Source organism: Synechocystis sp. LEGE 06083, assembly GCF_015207725.1.
Classification (GTDB): domain Bacteria; phylum Cyanobacteriota; class Cyanobacteriia; order Cyanobacteriales; family Microcystaceae; genus Synechocystis; species Synechocystis salina.
The window spans coordinates 1-6539 of record NZ_JADEWJ010000232.1 but is presented as its reverse complement, the minus strand read 5'-3'; the positions used below and the strand labels follow the sequence as shown (position 1 = coordinate 6539).

The 6539-nt window shown below is 50.5% G+C and carries 5 protein-coding genes; 2 read left to right on the top strand and 3 right to left on the bottom strand.

All coding sequences use genetic code 11. From position 1 onward, the window contains the following. Positions 1-350 precede the first annotated feature (350 nt). The 3 genes from IQ219_RS15390 to IQ219_RS15380 all read right to left on the bottom strand — a co-directional run bounded on the left by IQ219_RS15390 (position 351) and on the right by IQ219_RS15380 (position 4163). Positions 351-782: a cupin domain-containing protein gene (locus IQ219_RS15390; RefSeq protein WP_194019365.1), complete on the bottom strand. Its 432-nt coding sequence runs from the start codon at positions 780-782 to the stop codon at positions 351-353. A 125-nt stretch (positions 783-907) separates the two neighbouring features. Further along, the gene (locus IQ219_RS15385; protein ID WP_194073193.1) at positions 908-2062 is read right to left on the bottom strand and encodes a class I SAM-dependent RNA methyltransferase; all 1155 of its coding nucleotides are present in this window, start codon (positions 2060-2062) and stop codon (positions 908-910) included. An 82-nt stretch (positions 2063-2144) separates the two neighbouring features. Further along, positions 2145-4163, bottom strand: coding sequence for a GspE/PulE family protein (locus IQ219_RS15380; protein WP_190597987.1), 2019 nt, complete (start codon positions 4161-4163; stop codon positions 2145-2147). 220 nt (positions 4164-4383) lie between these two features. Here IQ219_RS15380 and grpE point away from each other — a divergent pair, with 220 nt between their 5' ends. Beyond that, the gene (grpE, locus tag IQ219_RS15375; protein ID WP_194073192.1) at positions 4384-5124 is read left to right on the top strand and encodes a nucleotide exchange factor GrpE; all 741 of its coding nucleotides are present in this window, start codon (positions 4384-4386) and stop codon (positions 5122-5124) included. 251 nt (positions 5125-5375) lie between these two features. Continuing rightward, a partial coding sequence (locus IQ219_RS15370) for an Hsp70 family protein (protein WP_194073191.1) occupies positions 5376-6539 on the top strand: 1164 nt, incomplete at its 3' end.

Below are 6539 nucleotides of genomic sequence, written 5' to 3'. Positions count from 1 at the left end.
GGTTCTCGCCGACTAGAATGCATGACCAAAAGGAAATACCTGAACACAGGGGCGTCATAGTCTAGGAATGAGAAAATCGAAACTATAAATTAAAAGTTTGTTTTGTCTGCGGTGGGGCACATCGTGGACGCCAAAACAAATGCCTGTGGAGGGGAATCTGGACGGGGTCTTGCGGGGTCTTGGAACAGAGATGGCACAAGACTAGACAAACCCAGTGAAGCAGGAATCCCTCACCTAAAGGCGTGGGAGCTGTCAACGGTTTTTCTTGCCCTGGGGAGGCGGAGGCCAAAAACCCGGGTAATTTTTCCACCGGCCCCTTGGGAATGAGCGCTTCAGTTTTCCTGGACAGTTTAATTGTTCTGTTCCCTCACAGTGATCGGTAAATCCGTTGCTCCCGCATAGAACACAAGAATCTTGACGGGGCTATCCCCGACGTTGCGGCCATTGTGTACTGTATTTACCACCTCAGCGATGGCTTCCCCCGCTTTAATTAACTTTTTTTGACCATCCAGGAGGGTAACTTCCAATTCCCCTTCCATAAGCACACCAAAGGAGGGTACCGGATGGGAATGCCAACCCGTTTCAGCACCGGGGGCAAGTTCGATGATCATGCCGGTGATTTCCGCCTGCCCTTCCGGATACGTCAGGGGTTGACCATCCCAACTAGTTTCGGTTTTGAGGATGGTGTTAACTTTGATCGTTTCCGCAGGCTCAAAGGCAAAAACCCGGGGCTGACAAACAATGACTGTGGCTAGGGCAAGTAAGCTGGGGATAAACTTCATGGCGATAAAGGTCTGATTCTACTGGTCTTAACCAATTTTGCGCTATGGACCACAATTCAAGACCAAAATTCTCCATTGGCTAGGTTTTCTGCCAGAAAGTTTTGGCGATCGCCTTGCCAGGAAAATTAATAAAGTTCATACTTCAGCAGGGTACAGGGCAAACCGCCATTGTTAATGGGGAAACGGGCAGAGGTTCTCAAGCCAATGCGTTTTGTCAAAGCCTTGTTACCACTCAAAATGAAGGCCGTCCAGCCCTTAAATCTTTGCTTGAGCACATCCCCTATTTGTTGATAAAAATCTCCCAAAGCTTCTGCTTGGCCAATGCGCTTACCGTAGGGAGGATTGCAAATTAGCATGCCCTGGGCTGCTGGTGGTTCAATGTCGGCAAAATCGAGTTGTTGCCAATTGATCTTTCCTGCCAACTGACATTGCTGGGCATTGCTTTTAGCCTCCTGAATTACCCCCCGATCGCCGTCACTGCCCCACAGGGGAGCCTGGAGTGTATCCTTTTCCCCGGCCTTAGCTTCTTCAAGGAGGGATTGCCAGAGGTCTTGGTCAAAATCGGGCCATTGCTGGAAACAAAAACCAGGCTGGAATTTGCCAGGAGCAATGTTTAAACTTTGCAAACCCGCTTCCAACAGAAATGTGCCAGAGCCACAGAGGGGATCATAGAGGGGGTGTTCCGGGGTCCATTCTGCGATGGTTAGCAAAGCAGAAGCTAGGGTTTCCTTGAGGGGAGCTTGGCCCATGGCTGGACGATAACCCCGACGGTGCAAACTGAAGCCGGTGCTGTCGAGGCTCAGTTGGCAATGGTTTTGGTGAATGTGGGCGTTGATAACAATATCTGGCTGCTCCAGGTCAACACTAGAACGGCGTTGATGGCGATCGCGCTGTTGATCGACAATGGCATTTTTCACCTGGAGGGCGGTGAAGTGGCTATGGTTAAGCTGGGGATTTTTGCCAGTGCAGTTAATTTGTATGGTCTGGTCGGGGCTGAGAAATTCATCCCAATCTATTTTTTTGATACTGCGGTATAGGTCCTGGGCGTTAAAGGCTTTGACCGTGGCCATGGGCATCAGCACCCGGTAGATTAACCGAGACCAGAGGTTAATGCGATACAGCAAGGCCCGATCGCCTATGAAGGCAACCCCAGCAAATTCCGGCTTTACCTGTTCTGCCCCCAATTGACTCAATTCCTGGGCGGCGATCGCCTCTAGTCCCCGGGCCACGGTGGCAAAATAGGGCCGAGTTGTTGCAAAAAGGGCACTGGGATCTGGCATAGCAAATGGTAAAGGATGGGAGGGACTGCTCATCTCCATGGTCAACGAACTAAACTAAGTCCCCGCTTCCCCGCACTGCCATTTAGCTAAAACGGGGAGTCGTGCAATAGGGACAATCAAGCCATTCCTGTTGCAGTTCCGCTGCACAAACACGACAGGTTAAGGCACTCTTGCGCTTAGCCCGCATTTCCGACTCCAGTCCCGTATCGGTAAAGGTGACCCGTTCCACTTCTTCCAAGGTGGTGTAGCCTTCCTGCACCAAATTAAGACTATAGGCCAATAGGGTAATCATGCCCTCTTCCACGGCACAGTCCTTAATGCGGTCAGTGGTGGCTCCTTGGTTAATCAACTCAGCAATACGCTCAGAATTACGCATCACCTCATAGACCCCCACCCGGCCCTTATAACCACTGCCACTACATTTTTGACATAAACTGCCCTGTTGCCGTGCCAAATGAATCTCATCAGGACTAAGGGTATTGGCTTTATAAAAAGTGACCACTTCATCCCCGGAGGCGGACAGCCCAAAGCGGGATAATTCCTCCTTGGTGGGATGGTAAGCAATCCGACATTCCGTACAAACCTTCCGCATTAGCCGTTGGGCCAACACCCCCAGCAATGACCCAGAAACCATAAACGGTTCTACCCCCATTTCATCCAACCTGGCGATCGCCCCCGCCGCATCATTGGTGTGGAGCGTAGTTAGAACCAAGTGTCCAGTCAGAGCCGCCTCAATGGCCGTTTTGGCCGTCTCCTTATCTCTGGTTTCCCCCACCAGAATCACATCGGGGTCCTGGCGCATAAATGCCCGCAGAATATTAGAAAAATCCATGCCCTTTTCCCGAATCACCTGTACCTGGGTGATGCCCGGTAAAGCATACTCAATCGGATCTTCCGCCGTGTTGATATTCACCTCATGACTATTGCGTTCCGCCAGTACCGAGTACAGGGTGGTGGATTTCCCCGATCCGGTGGGTCCCGTCACCAACATCAAGCCATAGGGCCGGGCGGCCAGTTCCCGCACCGTTTGTAGGGTTTCAGGGTTAGTAATCAAGAAATCCAAACCCAGCTGGGTGGCGGAGTTGTCCAAAATCCGTAAACACACCTTTTCCCCATAGCGGCTTGGTAGGGTGTTAACCCGAAAATCCACTTTCCTACCCTGGTAAATACGGCGAATTTTGCCATCCTGGGGCGACCTCCTTTCGGCAATGTCCATATCCGCCATAATTTTGAAACGGGCCACCACTGCGGGGGTAATCTTCCGGGGCAGAGGATCAAAAGCCTGATTTAAAACCCCATCCTTACGGAAACGAATTCTCAGGGTTTCCTCCTGGGGCTCAACGTGAATATCAGAAGTACCCTCCTGTAAAGCCTTAGCCAAAATTTTATTAACTAGGTTAATGACCGGAGCTTGGTTGGCGTCGTTAGAATCCAGCGCATTATCAACGTCATCCTTATCCTCGGACAAATTCATGTCGATGGAGCCGACAATATCCGTCAAATCATTAAGTTTATCAAGGGCCCTTTCCTGATCTTTTTTATCCTGGGCCGCCTCCCACTCCTCCCGGATGGAATAATACTGGTCTAGGAGTTGGTTAAAATCATCCTGGGTAACCACCAAACGGCGTAATTCAAAACCTTTGACCCGCAAAATTCGGTTCAGTTCATCCTGGGCGGCTAAGTTATCGGGGTCTACCATGGCCACCAACACACTGGGAGGATCCCCATCCTGTTGGGCTAGGGGAAGAAACTTGAAGCGCCGACAGGTATCCAAAGGGAAAAATCGGCCGATCAGTTCCGCCATCTGCTGGGTGGCAACTGGAGCAACCTCCGGATCGACACTGTCCACCCCGTAGAGTACTTTGAGCTCGAATAATTGATTTTTTTTGTACTGTCGCAGTAGTTCTGGAGACAATTCCCGACCGGTGAGCGCCTTAAGCTCCTCGGGCAAAGACCGTCCGGTTTTTTTAACCTGAACCAGGGCCTGTCGCAATTGTTCGGCATCCACATGGCCCCCCGCCACCAATTTATTACCGAAGGGGGAAAAATAATTCCGTAGGGCAACGGCACGGCTTTTCTTGGAAGAGGAGGAAGATGTCATAGCAAGACCTACCCAGATTCGTATAATGTAAACTATTCCCTAGCCAATGGTGACCATCGGTGATTATTACCAATCATAATCCCCTGGTCTAGTCAAATGGCTGCACTAACTCACCTGAATTGAAATAACATCTTCACAACTCCACCAATTCATAATTCGGAGTTTTTTTCAGGTCGAGTTACGCTTAGATAAAGTGTACAACTAGGTTTCGCCTTATACGATGAACGAAGATCAAGTTTCCCTCGAAAATCAAACCAACCCAGTTCCCCCAGAGGCTGGTAATATTCCCACCGCCACTCCGGAGGAAAGTCCCCAACCTACTGATGCCGTGTTAGAGGGACAGTCCGGGGAGCAGTCGGAGAGCCCAGAAATCGATGTGGAAGCTGGGCCAGCAGGGAATGATGTCGAGGAAAAAAGTAGTGAAGAAATAATCGCCATCCTGCAAAAGGATTTGGCTAGCCATCGTCAGGAATTGGCTGAGCAGTCGGAGCAACTAGACTCCGTCAAAAAACGCTATGTGGCCCTGGCTGCTGAGTTTGATAATTTTCGCAAGCGTACCCAAAGGGAAAAAGAGGAGCAGGCAAAAGTTATCAAGGGAAGAACAATCACAGAACTTTTGCCAGTGGTGGACAATTTTGAGCGGGCTCGCACCCAGATTAAGCCGAACTCCGACGGAGAAAATCTGATCCACAAAAGTTATCAAGGGGTCTACAAAAATCTGGTGGACAGCCTTAAAAGTTTAGGAGTAGCTCCCATGCGTCCTGAGGGAAAACCCTTTGATCCCAAATACCATGAGGCGATGCTCCGGGAACCCACCGCTGAATATCCTGAGGATACGGTGATTGAAGAGTTGGTACGGGGTTATCTTTTAGACGACATCGTACTGCGTCACTCCATGGTTAAGGTGGCAGTGGCTCCGGAAGAGGGAGTAGAGTCCGGGGAAGAAGACACTAACCCCTAGGGCTTATTGGTCTGGGGGCAGTGGTTTCCCATGGTCATTTTTCAGGGATTTTGGTCTTTGGGAAAGGTCTGGGAGCCGGTCTCTTCCCCCCGATCGCCCCAGTATTAAAGAATTGGCAGAACGGAATGGGAACATAAAATTGGTTCTAAGGATGACCAAGTGGGGCGTAATGGTCTAAATTTGCATCAAAAGGCTTAAATTTTCCTAGAAAATACTTAGAAGTCAACAATTGTTTTTCGGGGTCAGCAGTTATGGGCAAAGTCATTGGCATTGATTTGGGAACCACCAACAGTTGTGCTTCTGTGTTGGAAGGGGGTAAACCCATTGTGATTACCAATACGGAAGGGGGCCGTACCACGCCGAGCATTGTTGGTTTTAGCAAGGGTTCCCAAAGATTGGTGGGGCAATTGGCTAAGCGTCAATCGGTGACCAATGCGGAAAACACGGTGTATAGCATTAAGCGATTCATTGGGCGCCGTTGGGATGACACAGTAGAGGAACGTTCCCGGGTGCCCTATAACTGCGTCAAGGGGCGGGATGATACTGTCAGTGTGTCCATCCGGGGTCAGACCTATACTCCCCAGGAAATTTCCGCCATGATTTTGCAAAAACTGAAGGCGGACTCCGAGGCTTTTTTGGGGGAGCCGGTTACCCAAGCAGTCATTACGGTGCCGGCCTATTTCACCGATGCCCAGCGCCAAGCGACCAAGGATGCGGGGACGATCGCCGGCTTGGAAGTAATGCGGATTATCAATGAGCCCACGGCGGCGGCTTTGGCCTATGGACTGGATAAACAGGAAACGGAAGAGTTAATTTTGGTGTTTGACTTGGGAGGGGGAACATTTGATGTTTCCCTACTGCAGTTGGGCAATGGGGTATTTGAAGTGCTATCCACCTCCGGTAATAATCATTTGGGGGGGGACGATTTTGACAATTGTGTTGTCCAGTGGATGGCAGAATCCTTTAGGCAGAAGGAAAATATTGACCTGAGCACGGATAAAATGGCAATTCAACGACTGCGGGAGGCAGCGGAGAAGGCCAAAATTGAGCTCTCTAGCATGCTGAACACGACCATTAACTTGCCTTTTATCACGGCGGATGAGACGGGGCCCAAACATTTGGAAATGGAACTTGCCCGGAGTCAGTTTGAGGAACTGACTAAGCAGTTGCTGGAGGACACAAGGGTTCCCCTCACCCGGGCGTTGGACGACGGTGAGATCAAGGCTAGTGATGTCCACCGGGTCATTCTGGTGGGAGGTTCTACCCGTATTCCGGCCATCCAACGGGTTATTCAAGAGTTTTTCCCCGATAGTCAGTTGGAGCGTTCCGTTAACCCTGATGAGGCGGTGGCGTTGGGAGCCGCTATTCAAGTCGGGGTCATTGGGGTCGAGGTGGAGTATGTGTGGGTGTTGGAT